The sequence below is a fragment of the Brevundimonas sp. UBA7506 genome, from assembly GCF_002479495.1.
Taxonomy (GTDB): Bacteria; Pseudomonadota; Alphaproteobacteria; order Caulobacterales; family Caulobacteraceae; genus Brevundimonas.
The window spans coordinates 131,531-153,057 of the sequence record NZ_DLNQ01000008.1; the positions used below are offsets into that span (position 1 = coordinate 131,531).

Annotated in this window: 22 protein-coding genes; 9 read left to right on the forward strand and 13 right to left on the reverse strand. The window is 67.3% G+C overall.

The window, feature by feature from the left end; translation table 11 throughout:
• Positions 1 to 71: 71 nt before the first annotated feature.
• Positions 72 to 2,864 (forward strand): TonB-dependent receptor, encoded by a 2,793-nt coding sequence (locus B3K53_RS08095; protein ID WP_292083684.1) that lies wholly within the window; start codon positions 72 to 74, stop codon positions 2,862 to 2,864.
• Between the two features lie 176 nt (positions 2,865 to 3,040).
• The gene (locus B3K53_RS08100; RefSeq protein WP_292083685.1) at positions 3,041 to 4,588 is read left to right on the forward strand and encodes a GNAT family N-acetyltransferase; all 1,548 of its coding nucleotides are present in this window, start codon (positions 3,041 to 3,043) and stop codon (positions 4,586 to 4,588) included.
• Positions 4,589 to 4,606: 18 nt separating this feature from the next.
• On the opposite strand, the gene B3K53_RS08105 is transcribed toward B3K53_RS08100, so the two are convergent.
• The 5 genes from B3K53_RS08105 to B3K53_RS08125 all read right to left on the reverse strand — a co-directional run bounded on the left by B3K53_RS08105 (position 4,607) and on the right by B3K53_RS08125 (position 10,337).
• Entirely contained in the window at positions 4,607 to 6,199 is a 1,593-nt protein-coding gene (locus B3K53_RS08105; protein ID WP_292083686.1) for a hypothetical protein, read from the reverse strand.
• 69 nt (positions 6,200 to 6,268) lie between these two features.
• A complete protein-coding gene (locus tag B3K53_RS08110; protein WP_292083687.1) occupies positions 6,269 to 7,534 on the reverse strand; it encodes a dicarboxylate/amino acid:cation symporter in 1,266 nt (421 codons plus the stop codon).
• Positions 7,535 to 7,594: 60 nt separating this feature from the next.
• The gene (locus tag B3K53_RS08115) at positions 7,595 to 8,524 is read right to left on the reverse strand and encodes a DUF6999 family protein (protein WP_292083688.1); all 930 of its coding nucleotides are present in this window, start codon (positions 8,522 to 8,524) and stop codon (positions 7,595 to 7,597) included.
• Entirely contained in the window at positions 8,521 to 9,261 is a 741-nt protein-coding gene (locus B3K53_RS08120; protein WP_292083689.1) for an iron-containing redox enzyme family protein, read from the reverse strand. Before B3K53_RS08120 ends, B3K53_RS08115 begins: the two co-directional genes overlap by 4 nt.
• Complete coding sequence (locus B3K53_RS08125; RefSeq protein WP_292083690.1) at positions 9,201 to 10,337, reverse strand: beta-ketoacyl-ACP synthase III; 1,137 nt, start codon at positions 10,335 to 10,337, stop codon at positions 9,201 to 9,203. The genes B3K53_RS08120 and B3K53_RS08125 overlap by 61 nt, the downstream gene beginning before the upstream one ends.
• Positions 10,338 to 10,427: 90 nt before the next feature.
• On the opposite strand from B3K53_RS08125, the gene uvrB reads away from it, so the two are divergent.
• Positions 10,428 to 12,788 carry an excinuclease ABC subunit UvrB gene (uvrB, locus tag B3K53_RS08130; RefSeq protein ID WP_292083691.1) on the forward strand — a complete coding sequence of 787 codons (2,361 nt, stop codon included), beginning with the start codon at positions 10,428 to 10,430 and terminating at the stop codon, positions 12,786 to 12,788.
• A 110-nt stretch (positions 12,789 to 12,898) separates the two neighbouring features.
• Complete coding sequence (locus B3K53_RS08135; protein WP_292083693.1) at positions 12,899 to 13,228, forward strand: hypothetical protein; 330 nt, start codon at positions 12,899 to 12,901, stop codon at positions 13,226 to 13,228.
• An 88-nt stretch (positions 13,229 to 13,316) separates the two neighbouring features.
• On the opposite strand, the gene B3K53_RS08140 is transcribed toward B3K53_RS08135, so the two are convergent.
• The 8 genes from B3K53_RS08140 to B3K53_RS08175 form a co-directional block, all read right to left on the reverse strand.
• On the reverse strand, positions 13,317 to 13,604 hold the full coding sequence (locus B3K53_RS08140) for a GNAT family N-acetyltransferase (protein ID WP_292083695.1): 288 nt from the start codon (positions 13,602 to 13,604) through the stop codon (positions 13,317 to 13,319).
• A gap of 14 nt (positions 13,605 to 13,618) precedes the next feature.
• A complete protein-coding gene (locus B3K53_RS08145; RefSeq protein ID WP_292083697.1) occupies positions 13,619 to 13,993 on the reverse strand; it encodes a hypothetical protein in 375 nt (124 codons plus the stop codon).
• A 9-nt stretch (positions 13,994 to 14,002) separates the two neighbouring features.
• Positions 14,003 to 14,386, reverse strand: coding sequence for a serine/threonine protein kinase (locus B3K53_RS08150; RefSeq protein ID WP_292083698.1), 384 nt, complete (start codon positions 14,384 to 14,386; stop codon positions 14,003 to 14,005).
• Positions 14,387 to 14,444: 58 nt separating this feature from the next.
• Entirely contained in the window at positions 14,445 to 14,834 is a 390-nt protein-coding gene (gene folB / locus B3K53_RS08155) for a dihydroneopterin aldolase (RefSeq protein ID WP_292083700.1), read from the reverse strand.
• Positions 14,831 to 15,367, reverse strand: coding sequence for a 6-pyruvoyl trahydropterin synthase family protein (locus tag B3K53_RS08160; protein WP_292083827.1), 537 nt, complete (start codon positions 15,365 to 15,367; stop codon positions 14,831 to 14,833). Before B3K53_RS08160 ends, folB begins: the two co-directional genes overlap by 4 nt.
• Before the next feature lie 94 nt (positions 15,368 to 15,461).
• Positions 15,462 to 16,241: an SDR family oxidoreductase gene (locus B3K53_RS08165; RefSeq protein ID WP_292083701.1), complete on the reverse strand. Its 780-nt coding sequence runs from the start codon at positions 16,239 to 16,241 to the stop codon at positions 15,462 to 15,464.
• Positions 16,242 to 16,655: a dihydroneopterin aldolase gene (locus tag B3K53_RS08170; protein WP_292083703.1), complete on the reverse strand. Its 414-nt coding sequence runs from the start codon at positions 16,653 to 16,655 to the stop codon at positions 16,242 to 16,244.
• A 135-nt stretch (positions 16,656 to 16,790) separates the two neighbouring features.
• A complete protein-coding gene (locus B3K53_RS08175; protein ID WP_292083704.1) occupies positions 16,791 to 17,078 on the reverse strand; it encodes a hypothetical protein in 288 nt (95 codons plus the stop codon).
• A gap of 68 nt (positions 17,079 to 17,146) precedes the next feature.
• On the opposite strand from B3K53_RS08175, the gene B3K53_RS08180 reads away from it, so the two are divergent.
• The 5 genes from B3K53_RS08180 to pgsA all read left to right on the forward strand — a co-directional run bounded on the left by B3K53_RS08180 (position 17,147) and on the right by pgsA (position 21,357).
• Positions 17,147 to 17,620, forward strand: coding sequence for an NUDIX domain-containing protein (locus B3K53_RS08180; protein ID WP_292083705.1), 474 nt, complete (start codon positions 17,147 to 17,149; stop codon positions 17,618 to 17,620).
• A gap of 9 nt (positions 17,621 to 17,629) precedes the next feature.
• Positions 17,630 to 18,076, forward strand: a complete 447-nt coding sequence (locus tag B3K53_RS08185; RefSeq protein ID WP_292083706.1) for a DMT family transporter — start codon at positions 17,630 to 17,632, stop codon at positions 18,074 to 18,076.
• Between the two features lie 16 nt (positions 18,077 to 18,092).
• Positions 18,093 to 19,982, forward strand: a complete 1,890-nt coding sequence (gene uvrC, locus B3K53_RS08190) for an excinuclease ABC subunit UvrC (RefSeq protein WP_292083707.1) — start codon at positions 18,093 to 18,095, stop codon at positions 19,980 to 19,982.
• A 44-nt stretch (positions 19,983 to 20,026) separates the two neighbouring features.
• Positions 20,027 to 20,641, forward strand: coding sequence for a carbonic anhydrase (locus tag B3K53_RS08195; RefSeq protein ID WP_292083708.1), 615 nt, complete (start codon positions 20,027 to 20,029; stop codon positions 20,639 to 20,641).
• A gap of 83 nt (positions 20,642 to 20,724) precedes the next feature.
• Positions 20,725 to 21,357, forward strand: a complete 633-nt coding sequence (pgsA, locus tag B3K53_RS08200; RefSeq protein WP_292083709.1) for a CDP-diacylglycerol--glycerol-3-phosphate 3-phosphatidyltransferase — start codon at positions 20,725 to 20,727, stop codon at positions 21,355 to 21,357.
• Positions 21,358 to 21,527: the final 170 nt, after the last annotated feature.

The window sequence follows — 21,527 nt, forward strand, 5'->3', positions numbered from 1 at the left end:
ACGCGGGTTCGCAGGATCTCGCGGCCCATAGAGAGACCGGCGAAACGTCGGCGATAGGGAGGGAAGAGACGATGCGTTCCAGGCATGGATTCCAATTTGCGTTGAAAGCCGGGGCGTCGGCTCTGGCGGTGATGGCGGCCAGCGTCGCCGGCGGCGCCTACGCCCAGTCCGCGGAGACGCAGGACGAACCGGCGACCCAGGTGGACGAAATCGTCGTCACCGGGTTCCGCGCCAGCCTTCAGGGCGCGATCAACGCCAAGCGCCGCGAGAGCGGCGTGGTCGACGTCATCAAGGCCGAGGACATCGCCGACTTCCCTGATCTGAACCTGGCGGAATCGCTGCAGCGCGTGCCGGGCGTCACCATCAGCCGCGCCAACGGCGAGGGCCGCCAGATTTCGGTGCGCGGCCTCGGCTCGGAATACACCCGCGTCCGCGTCAACGGCATGGAGGCGATCGCCACCACGGGCGGCACAGTCAACTCGGGCGGCACCAACCGTTCGCGCGGCTTCGACTTCAACATGTTCGCGTCCGAGCTGTTCAACAGCCTGACGGTGCGCAAGTCGGCCTCGGCGGACGTCGAGGAAGGCTCGCTGGGCGCCACGGTGGATCTGCAGACCGCCCGCCCGTTCGACTATCGCGAGCCGACGGTCGTGATGGGCGTCCAGGCCAGCTACAACGACCTGGCGCGGGACGTGAAGCCGCGCTTCACCCTGCTGGCCTCGAACACCTGGATGGACGGCAAGTTCGGCGCCCTGTTCTCGGCGGCCTATGAAGAGCGTCATATCCTCGAGGAAGGCGCCAACATCACGCGCTGGACCTTCGGCGGCGCGAACGGCGGCTTCAATCCCTCATCGACGCTGAACGGCTATACGATCGGGCAGATCAACAACACCAATACATCCACGGCGCTCTACCACCCGCGGATTCCGTCCTACGTCCAGTATGATCACAATACCGAACGCCTGGGCCTGACCGGTTCGCTTCAGTTCAAGCCTGACGATCAGACGACGCTGACGCTGGATGTTCTCTATTCCGACGTGAAGAGCACGCGTGACGAAGCACAGCTCCAAGCCATCGGTTTCAGCCGTGGCGGAACGGGCAAGCCGCAGACCATCATCCGCTCCGGCACTGTCGACGGGCGCAATATCGTTCAGGGCGTGTTCGACGCCGTGGACGTGCGGTCCCAGTCAGCCCATGACGAGCTGGAAACCCAGTTCCAGCAATACACCTTCACCGCGACGCGTAACTGGACCGACCGTTTCCGCTCCGGCTTCATCGGCGGCTATTCGCGTTCGGAATTCACCAACCCCGTGTCGACCATCGTCACCTTCGACCGGGCGAACACCAACGGCTTTTCCTACGACTTCACGTCGCGGATGCCCAAGTTCGACTTTGGCTTCGATCTGACCAACCCGGCCAACTGGTCGATGATCAATGGCACCTCCGAGGTCCGTATTCGTCCGAGCGCGGTGACCAACACCTTCACGACCGCCAAGGCCTACGGCGAGTTCGACGCCAACGAGAACATCACCCTGAAAGGGGGAATCGACTTCCGCCGCTTCCATTTCGACTCCGAGGGCCTCTATCGGACGTCTGAAACCGTCGTGCAGACCTTGACGCCCCAGCAGCTGGCCGACGTGTCGAAGGTCTTTTCGGGCTTTGGTCGTAATCTCGGCCTGCCCTCGGGGGCTCCGACCAGCTGGCTTGCGCCGGATCTCAACAAGTTCATCGCGACTTACGACATCTACTCGGGCAACGGCATCTACGCCCTGACCGGTCTGAACAACTCTTCGGCGCGTGGACAGTACATCACCGTCGATGAGAAGGATCTGGGGGCCTACCTGCAGGCCGACTTCCGTTTTGATGCCTTCGGCCTGAATTGGCGCGGTGACCTCGGCGCCCGTTACGTCCTGACCGAGCAGTATTCGGACGGCTATGCGGCCGTGGGTTCGACCATCCAGCTGGTTCGCGCCCGTCGCGACTACGACATGCTCCTGCCGTCAGCGAACCTCGCGGTCGACCTGACGGACACGGTGGTGGCGCGCATCTCGGCCGCCCAGACCATCGCCCGGCCTTCAATCAGCGTGCTGACGCCCGGCGGCGACGTCGGCATCCAGGGCGCCAACCGGAGCTTCTCCTCGGGCAATCCCAATATTGATCCGACCAAGTCCGACAATCTGGACCTGTCGCTCGAATGGTACCCCGACGCCGACAGCCTGTTCGCCGTTGGCCTGTTCTACAAGAAGATCAACTCGTTCGTGCAAAACCTGCGGCAGGACATTCCCTTCAATCAGCTGGGTCTGCCCAACTCGCTGCTGGACGGCACCTCGGCCCTGCCGACCGATCTCTTCGCTGTGAGCCAGCCGGTCAACTCGCCGGGCGGGGAGTTGAAGGGCTTCGAGATCAATGTCCAGAAACGTCTGAGCTTCCTGCCCGGCTGGATGGAGAACTTCGGCGTTCAGGCCAACTACACCTTCGTCGATTCCGAGATCGAGTACCTGACCTCGACGACGCCGGGCGCTCCCACCATCACCCAGACGCTGACGGGTCTGTCCAAGAACGCCTGGAACGCCACCCTCTACTACGAGACCGACAAGTTCAGCATTCGCGGCTCCGTGGCCTATCGCGACGGCTATCTGACGGCGGTGCCGGGCAACGACGGCAACAGCGTCCATGGCACGAACGAGACCATGAACTTCGACATGCAGGCGTCCTACAACATCAGCGACAAGCTGAAAGTCAGCATCGAAGGCATCAACCTGACCGACGAGTTCAACGACCAATACGTTGACGCCAGCAATCGTCTGAACGTCTACAGCCACACCGGCCGTCAGTTCTTCGTGGGGCTTCGCTACACCTTCTGAGCAGGCTCCTCTCCTGGCCTGCGCTTGGCGCCGTCCCTCGACGAGGGGCGGCGCTCTTTTATTAGGAAACCGGCATTGCATCGCTTCACCGCCGCCCCTCACCGGTCCTGACAGATCTGGAACCAAATCGATCAAGGCCCCGTTTGTCGCACGGCTGAGGTGTGAGGGGTTGCACGATGCACGTTGACGTCATCGAGGGTTTCGACGCGCTCAAGGGCGTGCGCGGCGACTGGGAGGCGGTCTATGCGGCAGACCCCGAAGCGAGCCTGTTCATGTCATGGCGCTGGATGGCCGACTGGCTGGCCGCCCGCCCGACGGTCTGGCTGGTGCTCGCGGCCAAGGAGTCGCCGACGGACGACCGCTATGTCGCCTTCCTGCCGCTGCGGATGCGGGTTCATTTCGACAAGGAGCGGGGCTTCGTCAACGAGCTCTACCTCGCCGGCGCCGGCTATGCCGACTACGCGGGCCTGCTGGCCCGTCCCGACGTCGAGGCGGCGGCGATTTCAGCCTTCACCGACCATCTGCGCAAGAAGCTGAACTGGGCCAAGTTGACGCTGGAGAACCTGCGGATGTCCGAACGCCGGCGCCGGCTCTTCCTCTCGGCCTTCGACGAGCGCCGCTTCGTCCACACGGACATCGACTATGTCGACAAGGTCGCCGGGACCGACCACAGCATCTGCCCCTCGATCGCCCTGCCCTCGGACTGGGACGCCTATCTGGAAACCCTCAGCGCCAACAACCGGCAGAAGATCAGGCGCTGGCTGCGCAAGGTCGAGGCATCCGAGGACTACGAGATCACCCTGTCGGACAGTGAAACCTACGCCCGCGACATCGACATGCTGATGGGCCTGTGGAAGAGCAAATGGGGCCGCCGCAAGGGCGCCCGCACAGACGACCTAGTCCGCTGCAACCGCGCCATGCTGACCCGCGCCGCCCGCAACGGAAGCCTGTTCCTGCCGGTCTTCCGGCACGCCGGACGGCCGGTGGCCGCACTGGCCATCCTGGTCGACCCGGTCAAGAAGGCCATGCTGTTCGTCATCACCGGCCGGGACGAGAGCTACGACGAGGCGCCCGCCGGCTATCTGCTGCACGCCTTCAGCATTCGCCACGCCATAGCCCAGGGCCTGGCCACCTATGACTTCCTGCGCGGCGACGAGCCGTACAAATACCTGTTCGCGCCCGGGGATGACCGGTTGCGCGCTTGCTCTGTCGCGACCCGCAGCGGGGAAAATCTCGGCGGAGCGCTGGACCCCCGATGCCTGGAGCGCATGCGCGACATGGCGCTCAACCTCGAGAAGAAGAGCGAGATCGCCGCCGCGGAACGTGCCTATCGGCAGATCCTGACCATGCGCCCCAACGACGCCCTGACGCTCTATCGCCTCGGACGCCTGCTGGCGGCGCGGGCCGAACACGCCGAGGCCGCGCGTCTGCTCACCCGCTCGACGGTGATCGCCCCCGGCGGCGACAACGCCTGGCTGAAGCTGGCGCACTCGCTCCACGCCCTCGGCGACGACGCCGCCGCGCTCGCCGCCTGCCGCCAGGTCGTTCGCCTGAAACCGACGAACGAAGAGGCCAAGCGCCTCATCGTGCATCTGGCCCTCGCGGGTCGAAGGGGGCCGGCCGTGGTGTTCGGCGCCGAAGACAGCCCGGCTCCAACCTGGAACCAACTCGGCGCGGCGGCATGGAGCCTCCCCCGCCCCGCCGTCGCCCTGGCCCGCCCCTAGGCCCCCGTTCCGCCCGCGTCAGATCGATCGCGTCGCCAGCGGCGGCGCAACGGTGACGGCGAGAACCGTCGGCGCAGTCAGCGGGCGGTCGCAGGGCGCCTCGATCACCCGGCCCTCGCGCGTCTCATAGCGCACCGGCAGGGACTCCGCGCAGCGCGCCTGGGTCGCGCGGAACATGGCCTCGCTCTCCGTCATCGGATCGAGGGCCTCAACCGACGCGATCTTGGGATCGCCCGACAGGACGCCGCAGCGGTCGCCCGTGTCGAGGCGTATGCCGTCCTCATTCGTGTAGTAGCCGATGGAACCGGTGCACAGCCCTTCGGCGACGTGCCACAGGGCCGCTGTCTGATAGTCAGACGGAGCCGGCCGGTTCTCTATCCTCACCCCCAGCGCCGCCAGCCGCGCCTCGATCCCGGCCCAGCGCACCGCGCCCGGCCCGTCCATCAGCACGCCGACCGCACTGTCCGGCTGCAGCAGGGCGCGGAAGTCGGTCACGCCATAGCCGTCCCCGGCGCGCCCGGCGTCCAGCAGGGTCTTCCACAGATCGAAGACATCGCGCGTCCCGCCCGACGCCCGGCGCGTCTCCAGGTCGGCTATCCACTGCACCACCACGCCGCAGTTGTAGACAGACGAACCTGACTTGAGTTTTCGAGCGTCATAATCGACGTCGCCCAGCGTCTTGCGGCAGCCGTTCAGCCTCTGCGTCAGCGCCGCTCGCGCCTGATCCTCGTCGATCACTCCGGTCGAGACGGCGGCGACCAGGGCGCCGTATTCGGCCCCGCCCTCGTGCAGCCAGGGGGCTGTTTCGCCGTCCTTCGTTTCCACCCCGTGGCCGTTCCACAGATGGAAGGCCTCATGCCAGACGAAGGTGCCCAGAGGCACCGCCACGTCCGGCGGCGGCGAGGCCCACATGTCCCCGTGGAAACGCAGCGAGATGACGCCCGTATCGGTCACGTCGCCGCGATAGGACATCGGCCCCGGACTGTCGGTCGAGATGATCAGCGTCGGCTCGGTCGGCAGGACATGATCCAGCCGCGCGCCGTAGAATTTTTGCGCCGCGAAATAGCCGTCGCGCAACAGCCCTGTCAGGGCCGGCGGGGCCGAGGCGCTGGTCACGACCACAGCGCCGTCGCGGCGCATCACCGCCTCTTGCGGGCCCAGATAGACATAGCCCTTGACCGCGTCCGCCGTGGGCAGGGTGGCCTCGCCCTCAACCGGACGCATGGTCAGGACGGCGTCCATGCCTTGCAGCTCCAGCCCCGGGCCGTAGAGGACATGGCCCGTCCCCACGCGGGTCAGCCCCATGTAGATGCGGTCCACCTCGGCGGCGTCGGGGGCGATGCGGATCTCGAAACGGTCGAACGGCGCCTCGCCCTCGACCGCGCCGTCCTTCAGCGTCAGGCCCGGCGTCGTCACAGCCCACAGGTCGCGGATGACGCTGCGCGAAAAGAAGGCGACCCGCGTGGTCGGTTCGGCCAGCCGCCAGGTCACGACCACCCCGCCCGGCGCGGTGCGCGCCTCGATGGTCGCGGCCTGTTGAGCCAGGGCAGGCGCCGCTGCGCCGCACGCCATCGCCAGGGCGGCGAACGCGCCCGCCAGTCTCTTGCTCATAACGCCTTCCCTCCATCGCCCCGAAGGAAGGAAGCTTGGCCTTAACGGCGAAGCTTGGTCAACCGCCGGTCATTCGGCGTCCGCGACCTCGCCGCCCTGCACCATCCGCGTCACGGCCATGTCGGCGGTGACATTGCCCAGAGTGCGGAAGATGTCGGGGATGACCTCGACCGCCAGCAGCAGGGGCAGCATCTCCAGCGGCACGCCCATGGCGATGCAGATGGGAGCGATGGAGGCAAAGAAGCTGGCCTGACCGGGCAGGCCCACGGTGCCGATCGAGATCAGCACCGCCGTCAGCATGGCGGCCAGAAGCTGACCCGCCGAGGGCTCGATGCCGAACAGATGGGCGCAATAGATGGCCACGCCCAGGTTGGCGACCGGGCTGGTGATGCGGAACACCGCCACAGCCAGCGGCAGGACCAGGCCCGCCGTCGCCCGCTTGACGCCCAGCGCATCCACCGACCGCTCGACCATGACCGGCAGGCTGGCCAGGGACGACTGGGTCGAGAAGGCCACCACCTGGGCCGGCGCCGCCGCCCGGGCGAAACTGCCCAGCGACACCCGGCCGAAGATCACCGCCAGCGGATAGAAGATCAGGCCCATGCCGATGCAGGCCAGCGAGATCAGGGCCACATAGTGCAGCAAGACCCCCGCCGCGCTCGCCCCCGCCATCAGGCCCACCCCGATCGACAGGGCGAAGACGCCCAGGGGCGCCGCCATCAGCACCCAGCGGACGATGGTGATCATGGTCTCGCCCACCGCCTCGAAGAAGGTGATCAGCGGCGTGCGCAGCCGGTCGGGTAGGCCCGAGGCGGCGAAGCCGAAGAAGACGGCGAAGACCACCATGCCCAGGATGGCGTCCTCGGCCGCCGCGCGGATCGGGTTGGCGGGGGCGATGGTCTTCAGGAACTCGCTGAAGGGCGCGCCGGCGCCCAGCCCCTCGGCGCCCTCGGGCTTGATGGCCAGCAACAGGCGCGCGCCCTCGGGGTCGATCGGCCAAAGGGCGTGCAGGCCATAGGCCGCCCCCACGGCGTAGACGGTGGCGAAGACGATCAGCCCGCCGAACCAGGCCACGGCCTTCATCGCCAGCCGCCCCGTCCGCGCCGCATCGGCGATGGAGGCGATGCCGGTGACCAGCAGGCTGAACACCAGGGGAATGATGGTCATGCGCAGGGCGTTGAGCCACAGCTGGCCCAGGGCCTGGATGAAGTCCGCCGTGGCGTGGCCGCCCGGCAGGCCCCACTTCTGCGCCGCCGCCCCGGCGACCAGGCCCAGCACGAGCGACAGCAGCACCAGGGTGCTGAGGGAGGTCAGAAAGGAACGCGCCGTTTTCATAACGGCGACGCTATCAGCGCCGGTGAAACACGCCAGAGGAAATCGGCGTCGCCGCGCTCCCTAATGCGGCGTGCCCGAATTGGCCGGGTCCAGCGGCAGGCCCGCCGCCTGACGCGCCTTCATCACCCGCAGCCAGCCGTGCATGGCCTCTGAATCCAGCCCGTGCATCATCAGCCGATAGCCCGCCTGCAACGTCGACAGCGCCACCAGCGGATGGCCGTTCTTGACGAAGGCCATGTGGTAGCTCGTGCCCAGGATGCGGGCGATGTAGATGGCCATCACCTCGTCCAGCTGCAGCGAGCTGGAGGCCCGCACGAAGTCGTCGCGGGGCAGCATCAGGGCGTAGATGGGGGTGTAGAACTCCACCGCCGTCTGCACGTCGACGAAGTTGTGCCAGCGGCGCGGGAATTCCTCGAACGGCGGGAATTCGTCCGAGATCATGGAGAAGTCGATGCGTTCCGGCGGCGTCAGCTCGCGCCCCTCGGTCCGCAGCACCGTGTTCAGCTCGATGACGAAGTTGAAGATGTTCAGGTCGTGCTGAAGAAACAGATCCGGCTCGATGTCCTTCAGCCGCGTCGGCGTCAAAGGCCACTTCGTCACCTTGTCGCCCACCCCCGCGTTCTCGCGCACGAAGGCGGTCAGTTCGGACCCGACGTGGAAGTGGCGCAGGATCACCCGGTTGGCCTCGGGCGTGGCGAAGGTGCGCAGGCCCCAGTGGATGGTCTTGTGCAGCAGGCCGTTCAGGTTGGGATGCTTGGGCGAAATGACCCGCAGCACCTTCACCAGACAGAAGAAGACAAAGACCAGGGGCCGCGCCACCGGGAAGAACCAGCGCCGTGACCGGGACCGCGCGCCCAGCAACAGATCGCGCTTGGCTCCGTCGTCGATCGGCAGGCTGTGGTCCAGATAGAGGGCCATCCACGGATCGGGGTCTTTCGGGTCGAACCGCGCCGGGTCGAACGGGTCCTCGCCCGGCTTGAGCCGCTTCACGCCGTGATCTCCTCGATCTGCAGGGCGTAGAGGCGGGCGGTGACGCGGGCCGTGACGACAATGCGCTCGGCGACGAAGGGATCGGGCAGGACCATGCCCAGCATCTCCTCGAACTCCTTCATGTGCTCGGCGTCGTTGTCGCCGTGATAGAGCAGAAAGCGCACCGCCTCGTCGGGCAGGGCGAGCCGTTCCTGCACCTTCAGACCCCAGGGCCGCGCCTTGATCGAGCCCAGCCCCTCGATGATGAACATGGCGCCCAGCAGGCCAAACGGGTCAGGCTTCGACGCCTCATGGAACATCCATGCCGACAGGGCCTCGGACCCCACGTTCTTGGGCGCCGACTGAATGTCCTCCAGGGCCCCGCCCGAGGCTGTGAAGTCGGCCTCCAGCAGACGGAAATCGCGATGCTCGGTCACCGCATGGCGCATCAGGGTCGAGCGCAGCTCCAGATGATCCTCGCCGATGTTCGACGCCGCCCGGCTCATCCACAGCGCCCCGTCCTTCACCTGCTGGCGCAGGTTGATCAGGAAGGCGTGGTAGTCGGCGACCTCGAACCTGCCGCGCGTCAGCTTGCGGATCAGCGGCGTCGCCTCCAGCCGCTGCTCGAAATCGGCGAAGACGACCGCCAGCTTCCTCAGCGCATCAGCCACCGCCGCCTCGGCCTGTTGTTCCGCCATCAGACAATCTCCAGCATCATGAAGCCGATCATCGCCCGCCCGCTCTCGGGCACGATGCACAGCACCCTGTCTCCGCGCTTTCCGCGTCCCGACTTCCAGAAGGCGTCCAGCATGACCCAGATCGAGGCCGAGCCGACATTGCCGCTGTCGGCCAGGGTCGTGAACCACTTCTCCTCCGGGATCATGGCGGCGGTGCTTTCCAGCAGGCCGACGATCTCCTGACGCAACGACCGCGCTGAGTAGTGGCACAACAGGTGGTCGACCTGATCCGGGACGATCCTTCCGGCGTCCACCTTCTCCAGCCAGACGCCGATCCAGGCGCGAATGACGATCTTCAGCAGGTCGAAGTCCTGCAACAGGGCCACCGCCCCGGCCGCATGGGCCGCCGCCGGCCCGGCGTGGCTCCAGGCGCTGGTCATGTCGGCGCGCGCCTGCGGCGTCGATCCGGCCCACATGCAGGGATCGAAGCGCCCGGCCAGGGAGGTCATGTCGATCCATTCGACCTTCAGGCTCAGCCCCTCGGGCTTCGGCCTTGGCTCCATCACCACGGCGCCCGCTCCGTCCGACAGGGTGAAGCGCAGGAAGTCCGCCTCGATCCGCGCCCGGCCCTTGGCGTCCATCAGGGCCGTGCCCTCATAGAAATGCGGCCGGAACCAGCGCGAGGAGAACTCGCCCGCACAGGCGGCGGCCACGTCCGCCTCGCCCGCGCGCACGCTCAGCCAGGCCCCCTTGGCCGCCATCAGGGCGCTGGCGCAGACCGACTGATAGCTGAAGGCCTCCAGCGGCCCCGCGCCCAGTTCGGCCTGAACCGCGCTGGCGTGGCCGGGCACCAGATAGTCGCCCTGCGTCGCCGCCGCGCCCAGATGCTGCAAATCGCCCAGACCGAGGCCCGCCGCGTCCAGGGCCGCCCGCACGGCGTCCGCGCACATCGAGGCGTTGGAGTGCAGCGGCGTCCCGTCCGGCGTCAGGGCGTAATGCCGCCCCTCGATCCCGTTCCAGCGCAGGGCGCGCCGCCCGACGGCGGACGCCCGACCGCCGATGCGACCGATGAAGTCCTCCATCCGGTCATTGCCGATCCGTTCACCGGGCAGGACGGCGCCGGTCCCGGTGATGAAGACGTCGCGAAGCATACTCATGGCGCGGACCTTGGCCGCACGCCCCGACCCGCACAAGCGGCAAACGGTCGGCTATGGCGTCATCGGCCCGCGCGCACTACCTTGACGTTCATGGCTCGTTCTCCCTCGACACCGCCCACCAAGCCCGTCCATGTGCCCGGCCAAAGCGCCGCCCAGAGCGCGGGGATGCAGGAGATGGCCGCGCCCTTCGTACAGGACGCCCCGCGCGGCCGCGGCGGCAAGGCCATGCCCATGTTCGCGCCCGTCGCCGGCCCGCGCCTGACGCCGGAAATACCGCCCGCCGCCCCGGCCGACTGGGTCCCCCACCGCCCCTCGCGCGAAGGCGCGAAGAAGGGCGGCCGCTTCCGTCTGGAGACGAAATACACCCCCGCCGGGGACCAGCCCGCCGCCATCGCCGAACTGTCGGCCATGGCCGAGGCCGGCGAGCGCGATCAGGTCCTTCTGGGCGTCACCGGCTCGGGCAAGACCTTCACCATGGCCAAGGTCATCGAGCAGACCCAGCGCCCGGCCCTGATCCTGGCCCACAACAAGACCCTGGCCGCCCAGCTCTATTCCGAGTTCAAGGCCTTCTTCCCCGACAACGCGGTCGAGTATTTCGTCAGCTACTACGACTACTATCAGCCCGAGGCCTACGTCCCGCGGACCGACACCTACATCGAGAAGGACAGCTCGATTAACGAGCAGATCGACCGGATGCGCCACGCGGCCACCCGCGCGATCCTGGAGCGCGACGACGTCATCGTGGTCGCCTCGGTCAGCTGCATCTACGGCATCGGCTCGGTCGAGACCTACACCGCCATGACCTTCACCCTGAAGGTCGGCGACGTCATCGACGAGGCCAAGCTGCGCGCCGACCTCATCGCCCTTCAGTACAAGCGCAACGACCTCAATTTCGAACGCGGCATGTTCCGCAAGCGCGGCGACGTGCTGGAGATCTTCCCCGTCCACATGGAGGACCGCGCCTGGCGCATCCAGCTGTTCGGCGACGAGCTGGAGTCGATCCAGGAGTTCGACCCCCTGACCGGCAAGAAGACCGCCGAGCTGGAGGAGGTCACCGTCTACGCCGCCAGCCACTACGTCACCCCGCGCCCGTCGCTGAACCAGGCCATCACCGGCATCAAGGAGGAGCTGAAGGAGACGCTCGCCTGGATGAACGAGAACGGCAAGCTGCTGGAGGCCCAGCGGCTGGAACAGCGTGTCCGCTTCGACCTGGAGATGATGGAGGCCACCGGCTCCTGCGCCGGCATCGAAAACTACAGCCGCTGGCTGACCGGCCGCGCGCCGGGCGAGCCGCCGCCCACCTTCTTCGAATACATCCCCGACAACGCCCTGCTCTTCGTCGACGAAAGCCACGTCACCGTGGGCCAGATCGGCGCCATGTTCAAAGGCGACTACAGCCGCAAATCCACCCTGGCCGAGTACGGCTTCCGCCTGCCCTCCGCCATCGACAACCGCCCGCTCAAGTTCGACGAATGGGACGCCATGCGGCCCCAGACGGTCCACGTCTCGGCCACCCCCGGTCCGTGGGAGATGGAGCGCACCGGCGGCGTCTTCGTGGAGCAGGTCATCCGCCCCACCGGCCTGATCGACCCCCCGGTCGAGATCCGCCCCGTCTCCGGCGCCACCCGCAACCAGGTCGACGACGTCATCGACGAGGTGAAGGCGACCGCCCGCGCCGGCTACCGCTCCCTGGTCACCACCCTGACCAAGAAGATGGCCGAGGACCTGACCGAATACATGCACGAGCAGGGCGTGAAGGTCCGCTACATGCACTCCGACGTCGACACGCTTGAGCGCATCGAGATCCTGCGCGATCTGCGCCTGGGTTCATTCGACGTCCTGATCGGCATCAACCTGCTGCGCGAGGGTCTCGACATCCCCGAGTGCGGCCTGGTCGCCATCCTCGACGCCGACAAGGAGGGCTTCCTGCGCTCGGAAACCTCCCTGATCCAGACCATCGGTCGCGCCGCCCGCAACGTCGATGGCCGCGTCATCCTCTACGCCGACAAGATGACCGGCTCGATGGAGCGCGCCATCGCCGAGACCAACCGCCGCCGCGAGAAGCAGCAGGCCTACAACCTCGAACACGGCATCACGCCCGAGAGCGTCAAGCGCGACATCAAGGACATTCTCGACAGTCCCTACGAGTCGCGCGACCTCGACCAGCTGACCCGCCCCGGCGTCGCCGAAGCCGCCAAGCCCTTCCTCGGCTCCAACTTCCAGGCCGCCCTCAAGGACCTGGAAGGCAGGATGCGCGAGGCCGCCGCCAACCTCGAGTTCGAGGAAGCCGCCCGCCTGCGCGACGAGATCAAGAAGATGAAGCTCCTCGACCTCGAATTCGCCAACGAAGCCCTCACCGGCGCCGGCGAAGAGGTCGACAAGTCAGCCCCCAAACGCTGGCGCAAGGAAGCCGCGGCCGAAAAGGCGGAGGCGTTCAGGAAGGGGCGGTAGGGGAAAGCCCTGAGGCTTGGGCGCCACAGGGACGCAAAACCCGGCATCCCCTTCACATGAATAAGGGAACGGCTCGGAAATTGCGGCATTGTCGTGTCGAAGGGTGCATCATGTCGAAATCGAACAGTCCAGAATCCGACGACCGTCCCAACCTGCGGGTGGTCACCTCCCCCGAGGCCGAGGTCTATGACCTGATGCGCGCGCCAGAAACCACCGCCGAACGGGTCAAACGCCTGCAGGCCGAGGCGCGCGCCCTGGCGCTCGAACAGGTCGAGGCGCTGGAAGAGGTGCTGCTGAAGGCCGCCGACATGGCCAAGGAGATCGCCGAGGGCGGCGACGCCTACCCCGTCGGCGCCCGCGAACTGGCCCAACGCCTCGGCCAGGACCTGCCGGTCAAGGCCGAGACCATGAAGGCCATCATCGCCAAGAGCCATCCTTGATGCTGTAGGCCGCGGTCAGAAGGCTCCGCCTTCTCGACCCGACGCGGCCTCGGCGCTTCGCGCGGCTCCCCAGCGAAGAAACACGCCGTCACCCGACGATGTCGGAAAACTCCGGATGGCGCTTCAACCACGCCACCGCATAGCTGCAGTGCGGGATCAGGGTCAGGTTTTCCGCCCTCGCATGCTCGGCCATGGCCTGCATAAACCTTCCCGCCGCGCCCGAGCCGCGCAGGGCCGGGTGGGCCTCGACGTGCAGGATGACGCGGGCGTGGCCGCGAATGGCGTATTCGGCCCAGACGGGATGCTCGTTACCCTCGGCGTCGGCGAATTCCTGCTGGAAGCGGCGGTCGGCGGGCTGGTCGCGAAAGGCGCTCATGAAGGCTCCTGAAATCAGGCCGGCCGGTCGTTCAGCAGGGCCAGCAGACCCAGAACGCTTTTGACCGTGAACCAGATCGTCACCAGCAGCAAAAGAAGCCCGAACAGGATCAGGAAGGGAATGCCGATCAGGAAGATGGAGGCCACGGCGCTGACCGCGATCAGCCCCCACAGCCCGATGGTGATCCAGAAGACCGACCAGAACAGGCTGATCTGGGCCTCGATGTGCTGGGCCGCCAGCCCCGTCGCCGAGCCCCGGCAGGCGTAGGCCACCACCAGCCCGACCAGAACCAGAAGGTTCGCGCTGGGGATCGACAGGACATAGAGGATCCAGGCCAGAACGGCCCCGTCCCGCCCATTGCCGCGCGCTTCGGAAATCTGATCCGTCATGACAGGTCCTCAGTAGAACAGGCGCAGCGGGTGACGGATCGGACGGCCTTCCAGCAGGTCCTTCAGACCCAGGGCGCCGCGCACGATGGTCCACACCGCCATGACGAACAGGACGAAGACCCCGACGTTGATCAGGATCAGCACCACCCCGCCGATGATGGCGGCCACGGCGGCCAACAGGGTCCGCTGCTGGAAGATGAAATGGCTGCGCGCCAGGGGATCAGACGGCGGGGCCTTGCGCCACATCCGCAGCAGGCCGATCGCCGCCGCCACGCCGAAGGTCGGCACGGCGAACAGGATCAGGGCATAGCCGACATAGAGGCTGGTCAGGTCGCCGGCCTGATCGGGCGAGGCCGCGCTCTTGCTGCTGCTGTAATCGCCGGACTGGACCATCGGAACCTCTTGAACGAGGCGGGACAATGGCGGGACGAACGGCCCCGCGCAACCGGCCTCAGCGTGAATAGGCGACTTCGCAGCCCGCCGCCGCCGCGCCGGGAATGGCGCCGGGCTTTTCCACCCGCACCTTGACCGCCAGGACGCGCGGATCGTTCAGGCAGGCCAGGGCGATGCGCTCGGCGAAGGTCTCGACCAGGGCGATGTGGTCGCCCCCCGCCAGTTCGCGGGCGATCCGGGCCACGCCCTCATAGTCCAGGGTGTCGGACAGGGTGCGGATCGGAGCGGCGCCCAGGTCCAGCTCGACGTCGACGAACAGGGGCTGCAGCCGGCCGTGCTCGTGGGCGTGAACCCCGATGGCGGCCTGAACCTCCAGACCGCGCACCAGCACGGTCAGGCCCAGACGGCGCGGCTCGGAGGCCGTGAAAGGCGTGACGACGGCGCTCACGACCAGGTCTCCAGCGGCAGGATGTCGTTGATGCTGAAATCGGCCCGGTCGCACCAGTCGCCCAGCTTCCAGGCCCGCTCCGCCTCGGTCAGGCCGCGCGTCAGCACGGTGTTTGTCGGCGTCTCCTCGATGGCCAGTTCGGCCAGGCGGAAGGGCAGGCCCTCGGCCGCGAGGATGGCTTCCAACTTGCGCCACAGGGCGATGACCAGGGCCTCGGTCGTCGGATCGCCGTCGATGGTCAGGACCTGGTTCAGCCGTTGCGGCTCATGGCTCTGGAACCAGTCCAGCAGAGGGTCGGCGCGGTTCAGCTGGAAGGCATGGTCCAGACTGCGGTCGACAAAACCGTGCCAGCGCCGCTTCAGGTTCTCGAACGAGGCGGCGTGGTTCGACTGGCCGAAGGCGATCTCGGCCGTCGGCTCCAGCGTCACCTTGACGAACTCATTGTGCCCGTGCGGCACGGCGCACTTCGACCCCGCATCGGCGATCAGCCGGTGCGCCATCGAGAAGCGGCGGGTGAACTGGACGGCAGGCATCAGGGGCAAGGGTTCCGAAAACGCAGTCGCCCCATATAGGCGCCGCGAAGGGTTCGCGCATCAACACCCTGACGACGGCGAAGTAAAGGCGGGTTCAGGAAACCGGGATACCGTCAAAGGCCACGTCCCGCCCCCGACCGATCAGGCTCTCGCCCCCGTCGACGGTCAAGTTCTGCCCGGTCAGGCCGGGCGTCTCGAGGATGAAGCGCACGGTGCGGGCCACGTCCTCCAGCGAGGCGCCGCGCCCCAGCGGGGTGTCGCGCCAGGCGGCCTCGTACTCGGCCTCGGTCTGCTCGCCGCTGCGCAGGATCAGGCCGGGCGAGACGCCGCACAGCCGGATGCGGGGCGCCAGCCCCATGGCCAGGGTCCGTGTCAGCCCCGCCAGACCGACCTTGCCGGCCGTATAGGCGAAGAAGTCCGGGTTCGGACTATCGACCTTGTGATCCAGGATATTGACCACCACCCCCTGCCCGTCCGCCGCCTCGACGGCCCTGGCGAAGTCGCGGATCAGGAAGACCGGGGCGGTCAGGTTCGACGCCAGATGCTCGCCCCACGACGCCTCGGTCAGGGTCGAAAGGGTATCGTAGCGAAACAGGGAGGCGTTGTTGATCAAGGCGTCGATGCGCCCGAAATGCGCAACCACCCGGTCAATCAGGCCATCGCGCTGGGCCGCCTCATTCAGGTCCGCCTGAAAGGCCGCGGCGCGCACGCCCATGCCGCTCAGCTCGGCGACCAGAGCCGCCGCCTCGTCCGCTCCGCCGCGATGATGGACGGCCACGTCCCAGCCCGCCTCGGCCAGGGCCCGCGCGATCCCGGCGCCGACGCGACGCGCGGCCCCGGTGATCAGCACCACCTTGTTCAGGGGTTCGGCCATTCAGCCCGGCCTGCGGCGGAAGATTTCCACGCCCGCGCCCGCGGCTTCGGGGAAGATGTGCGGCTTGGTGATCCGCACCCGGCAGGCCTCGACCGGCGGCAGGGCGAAGCAGACGCCGATCAGCTCCTCGACCAGGGTCTCCAGCAGCTCGACATGATCGCGTCCGCGCCAGCCGGCGATGTGATCGCGCACCCGGTCGTAGTCGATGAAGCCGCCGTCAGCGCCAGTCTTGGGCAAAGGCCAGGCGGCGAACATCTCGACATTGACGATCAGCCGCGTGGGGCGCTCAACGTGCCGCTCCCACGGGTGCAGGCCGATGCGCACATCGACTGCTACATCCGACAACAGGACGCGGACATGGTCCCCGGCGTGACGCCAGTCGAACCCGCCCGCGCCGGCGGCCGATTCAGTCAACCCGGCCGAACTCGTAGAAGTTCACGGCGGCGATGACGGCGATGAAGGTGAAGATGATGGCGATGGCCAGCATGGGAAGGCTCCTGTTCAAAGCTTCGCATAGAGCGCCGCGACCCTTGGTTCAAGCCGGAGCCTTTAGCCTCGCTTATCCATCCACTTCCAGACCCGGGCGAACAGTTCAAAGACCAGGAAAAATCCCGCCATGATGACGAGCATGCCAAGCGCCTGACCGATAAGCGCCCAGCGGAAACCAGCATCCAGAATCTCGACGCCGGTCATCCAAACCAAAGACAGCGCCATGAAGCCGAGCATGACGCGGGCGAGGTTGATGACAAATCGACCATAGGCAGAAACGAACCGGGGAGGCCGGGTCAACCTCAGCCTCAGCTTGCTTTCAGGATCGGAGAAGTCGGGCGGCGACATGACCGGAACCTCTCATCAACGCCGCCGTCCGGCTAGGGTTGAAAAGCGAACCATGACATCGTCGCCCCATGACCACCTGGCGCACCCGAATCGAGCCCTTCACCCGGCCGCTTTTCTTCGCCGTCTCGCGGATGAGCCGGGGCATGACGCTGGGCGTGCGCGGGGTGGCGACGGATGGCGAAGGCCGGGTGCTGCTGGTCAAGCACACCTATCTGCACGGCTGGTGGCTGCCCGGCGGGGGCGTGGACCGGGGCGAGACGACCCAGGCCGCCGTGGTCCGCGAATTGCGTGAAGAAGCGGGGCTGATCGCCCGCTCGGAACCCCGGCTGATTTCCGCCCATTCCAACGAACGCTTCTTTCCCGGCGATCACGTCCTGGTCTTCGCCATCGACGCCTTCGACCTGACCGAGCGCACCAGCCACGGCGAGATCGCCGAGATCGGCTGGTTCGCCCCCGACGCCTTGCCCGAGGACACGACCCGCGCCACCCGCGACCGCCTGGCCGAGATCTTCGGCGACGCGCCCGCCGATCCGAACTGGTAGGGTCCGCCCATGCAGACACCGATCCTCGTCTTTCTGACCTTGCTGCTGGCGGGCGCCGCCACGGCCTTGCAGGGACCGACCAACGCCCGGCTGGTGACAGCGGTCGGCTCGCCGCTGAACGCCGCCTTCATCTCCTTCGCCGTCGGCACGGTGGCTCTGGGCGTGCTGGCCATGATCGTGCAGACGCGGCCGGACGTCGGGGCGATGAAGGCCCTGCCCTGGTGGGCGTGGATGGGCGGCTTCTACGGCTGCGCCTTCGTCATTTCCGCCGCCTGGGGCGTGCCGCGTCTCGGGGTGGCGACCACCATCACCGTCATGATCGCCGGCCAGCTTCTGCTCAGTCTCGCCCTCGACCACTTCGGCGCCCTGGGGGTCGAAAAGCAGCCGCTGAGCCTGGGCCGCATCGCCGGGGTCGCCCTGGTGATCGGCGGCGTGGTTCTGGTTCGCCGCTCCTGAGCCTATATCCGCCCCAATGACCGACGAGACGATCGACACCGCCGCGACCGAGCCCCTGCCGCTTCAGGCCACGGCCCTGATCGCCGACGAGGCGCGCCGCGCCCCGGACAAGCCCGGCGTCTATCGCATGTACGGCGAGGACGGCGACTGCCTCTATGTCGGCAAGGCCAAGTCGCTGAAGAAGCGCATCGTCCAGTACGCGCAAGGGCGTTTCCACACCCAGCGCATCGGCCTGATGGTGTCGCTGACCCGCTCGATGGAGTTGGTGGTCACCACCACCGAAACAGAGGCCCTGATCCTCGAAGCGGGCTACATCAAGCGGCTGAAACCCCGCTTCAACGTCCTTTTGAAGGACGACAAGTCCTTCGCCGAGATCATGATCCGGCGCGACCACCGCGCGCCCCAGGTGAGGAAGCATCGCGGCGCCCACACGACGCCCGGCGCCTATTTCGGCCCCTTCGCCTCGACCTGGGCGGTGAACCGGACGCTGAACACCCTGCAGAAGGCCTTTCTGCTGCGCACCTGTTCCGACAGCGTCTATGAGACCCGCACCCGACCCTGCATGCTGCATCAGATCAAGCGCTGCTCGGCCCCCTGCACCGGTCTGATCAGCCTGGAGGACTACGGCGATCTGGTGAAGGAGGCCGAGGCCTTCCTGCGCGGCAAGTCGCGCGCCGTCATCGCCCGCCTGTCGGAGGAAATGCAGACGGCCTCGGACGAGATGGAGTTCGAACACGCCGCCCGGGTGCGCGACCGCATCCGCGCCCTGTCGGCCATCGCCATGGAATCGGGCCTCAACGCCGAGGGCGCGGGCGACGCCGAGGCCGACGTCATGGCCCTGCATTCCGAGGGCGGCCAGGCCTGCGTCCAGGTCTTCTTCTATCGCGCGGGCCAGAACTGGGGCGGCCGCGCCTACTTCCCGCGCATCGACAAGTCGGACACCGATCCCGAAATCCTCGGCGCCTTCCTGGCCCAGTTCTACGAGGACAAGCCGATCCCGCGTCAGATCCTGTCCAACGTCCGCCCGCACGAGCTGGAGCTGCTGCAAGAGGCCTTCACCCTGAAGTCGGGCCGCAAGGTCGAGATCGCCCGCCCCCAGCGCGGCGAGAAGCTGGCCGTCGTCGACTACGCCCTGACCAACGCCCGCGAGGCCCTCGGTCGCAAGATGGCCGAGAATTCCGCCACATCGAAGATTCTGGACGAGGTCTGCGAGGCCTTCGGCCTGGACGCCCGCCCCGAGCGGATCGAGGTCTATGACAACGCCCACATCCAGGGGACCAATGCGGTCGGCGGGATGATCGTCGCGGGGCCCGAGGGCTTCCGCAAGAACCAGTACCGCAAGTTCAACATCCGCGGCGACGACCTGACCCCCGGCGACGACTACGGCATGATGCGCGAGGTCATGCGCCGCCGCTTCGGCAAGATGGTCAAGGACGAAGAGGCCGGCGAGGTCGTCGAGCGGCCCGATCTGCTGCTGATCGACGGCGGCGCGGGGCAACTGGCCGAGGTGCTGGCGGTGCTGGCCGACCTGGGCGTCGACGACATCACCGCCGTCGGCGTGGCCAAGGGACCGGACCGGGACGCGGGCAAGGAGCATTTCTTCATGCCCGGCAAGCCGCCCTTCATGCTGCCGATGAAGAGCCCGGCCCTCTATTACATCCAGCGCCTGCGCGACGAGGCCCACCGCTTCGCCAACGGCGCCCACGCCAAGCGTCGCTCGATGGACATCAGCAAGAACCCGCTGGACGAGATCGAGGGCGTCGGCCCCTCGCGCAAGAAGGCCCTGCTGCACGCCTTCGGCTCGGCCAAGGGGGTATCGCGCGCCTCGGTCGCCGACCTGGTCAAGGTCCCCGGCGTCAATCAGGCCCTGGCCGAGCGCATCCACGGTTTCTTCCACAAGTCCTGATCAGGACTTGAGCCGGAAACCGCTGCGGGTCTAGGAAGGCGCTCATGACCAATGAACTGATCAAGGGCTATCACCGCTTCCGCCAGAACCGGTGGCCGTCCGAACGCGCCGAGTACGAGGCCCTGGCCGCGAACGGGCAGAAGCCGCACACCCTGGTCGTGGCCTGTTCCGACAGCCGCGCCGACCCGGCCCTGATCTTCGACACCGCCCCAGGCGAGCTGTTCGTGGTGCGCAACGTCGCCAACCTGGTCCCGCCCTATGAGCCGGACGGCAAGCTGCACGGCGTCTCGGCGGCGCTGGAGTTCGGCGTCAACGTGCTGAAGGTCCAGCACGTGGTGGTCATGGGCCACGCCTCGTGCGGCGGGGTCAACGCCATGCGCAACGGCGCCCCGTCCAACTGCCAGGACTTCGTCGCCCCCTGGGTCGCCCAGGGCGTGCCCGCCGTCAGCGCCGCCATTGAGGGCGTGGCCGCCGACGAGCAGGAAACCGTGGCCGAAGAGGCCGTGGTCCGCCTGTCGCTGGACAACCTGCGCACCTTCCCCTGGATCGCCGAGAAGGAAGCGGCGGGCGAACTGCGCCTCAGCGGCCTGCACTTCGGCATCGCCGCCGGCATCCTGACCAAGCTGACCGGCGCCAAGCGCTTCGAGCGCCTGGACTGAGCCTCGGCCGAGGGCGACAGGTCGTCGCCCTCGCATCGCGCCGCGAACCATGCCACACCGCAGGCGTTGCAATGGACGTGATGATGACCCCTGCCCACAAAGCCAACCCGATCCCGAACATCCTGACCGGCATCCGTCTGGCGGCGGGGGTGGTCATGTTCCTGCTGCTGGCCGGCGCCACCAGCGGCTTCCCCTTCGTCTCGGCCATGCTGAGCCCCGACGACCAGTTCGCCATGTATCGGACGGGCTTCTGGATCTTCGTCATCGCCGCCTCGACGGACTGGATCGACGGCTATCTGGCGCGACGCTGGCACGCCGAGACCCGCTGGGGGGCCATCCTGGACCCCATCGCCGACAAGATCCTGGTCACGGGCGCCATCCTGGGCGTGCTGACCTCGGGTTCGGTGCAGCAGATCATCATTCCCTGCGGCCTGATCCTGTTCCGCGAGTTCGCCGTCTCGGCCCTGCGCGAGACCATGGCTGGGCGCATCAACCTGCCCGTCACCCTGGCCGCCAAGTGGAAGACCACCCTGCAGATGGTGGCCCTGGGCTGCCAGCTGTTCGCCCGCAACTGGGACGGCTGGGGCCTGCCCTTCGACTACCTGCCCGCCTTCCAGCTGTTCTCGGACACCCTGATCTGGCTGGCCGCCCTGATCACCCTTTGGACCGGCTGGCAGTATTTCAACGCCGCCCAGAAACAGATGCGGGATCTGTGAGATTCTCCTTCTCCCCTTGAGGCAGAAGGTGACAGGCGGAGCCTGACGGATGAGGGGTGTCGGCGGCGCGGGTTGATGTTCAGCCCCGTCGCCAGCGCCCCTTTTTCGTAACCGCGGCGCTCACACCCCTCATCCGAGCGCCTGCGGCGCCCACCTTCTCCCTCAAGGGG

Excerpts from the sequence above, each read along its gene's own strand:
- B3K53_RS08185 (WP_292083706.1), top strand. The coding sequence starts at position 17,630 with ATGCAGACACCGATCCTCGTCTTTCTGACCTTGCTGCTGGCGGGCGCC.
- uvrC (WP_292083707.1), top strand. The coding sequence starts at position 18,093 with ATGACCGACGAGACGATCGACACCGCCGCGACCGAGCCCCTGCCGCTT.
- B3K53_RS08195 (WP_292083708.1), top strand. The coding sequence starts at position 20,027 with ATGACCAATGAACTGATCAAGGGCTATCACCGCTTCCGCCAGAACCGG.
- B3K53_RS08175 (WP_292083704.1), bottom strand. The coding sequence starts at position 17,078 with ATGTCGCCGCCCGACTTCTCCGATCCTGAAAGCAAGCTGAGGCTGAGG.
- B3K53_RS08145 (WP_292083697.1), bottom strand. The coding sequence starts at position 13,993 with ATGACGGATCAGATTTCCGAAGCGCGCGGCAATGGGCGGGACGGGGCC.
- B3K53_RS08125 (WP_292083690.1), bottom strand. The coding sequence starts at position 10,337 with ATGAGTATGCTTCGCGACGTCTTCATCACCGGGACCGGCGCCGTCCTG.
- B3K53_RS08160 (WP_292083827.1), bottom strand. The coding sequence starts at position 15,367 with ATGCCTGCCGTCCAGTTCACCCGCCGCTTCTCGATGGCGCACCGGCTG.
- B3K53_RS08135 (WP_292083693.1), top strand. The coding sequence starts at position 12,899 with ATGTCGAAATCGAACAGTCCAGAATCCGACGACCGTCCCAACCTGCGG.
- B3K53_RS08105 (WP_292083686.1), bottom strand. The coding sequence starts at position 6,199 with ATGAGCAAGAGACTGGCGGGCGCGTTCGCCGCCCTGGCGATGGCGTGC.
- B3K53_RS08180 (WP_292083705.1), top strand. The coding sequence starts at position 17,147 with ATGACCACCTGGCGCACCCGAATCGAGCCCTTCACCCGGCCGCTTTTC.
- B3K53_RS08165 (WP_292083701.1), bottom strand. The coding sequence starts at position 16,241 with ATGGCCGAACCCCTGAACAAGGTGGTGCTGATCACCGGGGCCGCGCGT.
- B3K53_RS08150 (WP_292083698.1), bottom strand. The coding sequence starts at position 14,386 with ATGGTCCAGTCCGGCGATTACAGCAGCAGCAAGAGCGCGGCCTCGCCC.
- B3K53_RS08100 (WP_292083685.1), top strand. The coding sequence starts at position 3,041 with ATGCACGTTGACGTCATCGAGGGTTTCGACGCGCTCAAGGGCGTGCGC.
- uvrB (WP_292083691.1), top strand. The coding sequence starts at position 10,428 with ATGGCTCGTTCTCCCTCGACACCGCCCACCAAGCCCGTCCATGTGCCC.
- B3K53_RS08110 (WP_292083687.1), bottom strand. The coding sequence starts at position 7,534 with ATGAAAACGGCGCGTTCCTTTCTGACCTCCCTCAGCACCCTGGTGCTG.
- B3K53_RS08140 (WP_292083695.1), bottom strand. The coding sequence starts at position 13,604 with ATGAGCGCCTTTCGCGACCAGCCCGCCGACCGCCGCTTCCAGCAGGAA.
- pgsA (WP_292083709.1), top strand. The coding sequence starts at position 20,725 with ATGACCCCTGCCCACAAAGCCAACCCGATCCCGAACATCCTGACCGGC.
- B3K53_RS08095 (WP_292083684.1), top strand. The coding sequence starts at position 72 with ATGCGTTCCAGGCATGGATTCCAATTTGCGTTGAAAGCCGGGGCGTCG.